Raw genomic sequence first — 1,014 nt, 5'->3', positions numbered from 1 at the left:
GAGAAAGCCCATATAAATGGGTAATGTACAAGTTGCTGTAGAAGCATGTTTAATTCGTCTGATCACAGATACTTTATAAAGTATTTTAATACTTTTTTGAATCAGTCAATGCGTAAGTCCTATATTATTACCGAGTGCTACTGTATAATGACTATTTGAAATATTTTGATTACCACCAATCGAAATATCGTAATTACCCCCATCAATAGTTGTGTCTTCACCCATTACAATCGAATGTTCAGTATTGCTCTTAATGTTTTGACCAATTACTGTGGTAAAACGCCCCGAATGATCGATTTCAGATCCGAGAACCGTCGATCTTTCACCATCGGCACCGGTTGAAATATTATTACCGACAGCTACTAAATTAACGGTATTTCCTCCAGCTGTTATATTATTTCCTACCAATGTTGAGTAAGTTGTGTTCCAGTCACAAACAATGTTTTGACCATAAAATGAATTTGTAGTGTTCTGTTGATTTGGAGCTGGGTTCGGCTGACAAATATCATTTGATGCGACATAAGCAAAAGCTTCTGCGCTAAATGTAAGCATCAAGCCTGCTGCAATCACTGAACCTATTGTTCTTGTTTTAGACGACTTTGTTTTAGATTTGCTCAGTTCAGAAACTGCAATCCAAGCATTTCTGAAGCTGCACCAGACTAACCGATATGTTTTATTCATGGTTTTGCTCTTTTTAGTGTGAAGTAGTTAACAATTTTACTGAATAAAACACATAAAGTCACCAAAAAAGAACATTTGGTCAATCTAGTCTATTTTTTACTATTGTTCTGCTGTAAGAATATGAATTATATAATTAATTTGAAATAAGTCACACTTAAATATGCTCATTTTTTAAACTTGGTTACAAGAATATTTAAGCAAAATTCCTCTGTACACGACAAATTTCACAGAACCCTTATCCTATCAGGATTCTGCTTTCTTAAAATTGCCAAAATTTCCTTAAACTCTTCTTTTTTCCCAAAACCAATTAAACGCTGAATCGCCATTTGAACA

Annotated in this window: 1 protein-coding gene; it reads right to left on the bottom strand. The window is 34.0% G+C overall.

Annotated features, from left to right (window positions below):
• Positions 1 to 105: 105 nt before the first annotated feature.
• A complete protein-coding gene (locus FTU17_RS17355; RefSeq protein WP_180136133.1) occupies positions 106 to 681 on the bottom strand; it encodes an ESPR-type extended signal peptide-containing protein in 576 nt (191 codons plus the stop codon).
• Positions 682 to 1,014: the final 333 nt, after the last annotated feature.

The sequence above is a fragment of the Acinetobacter sp. YH12070 genome (assembly GCF_013419625.1).
In the GTDB taxonomy this organism is placed as follows: domain Bacteria; phylum Pseudomonadota; class Gammaproteobacteria; order Pseudomonadales; family Moraxellaceae; genus Acinetobacter; species Acinetobacter amyesii.
The sequence above is the reverse complement of the archived record's forward strand: the minus strand, read 5'-3'. Positions and strand labels throughout refer to the sequence as shown.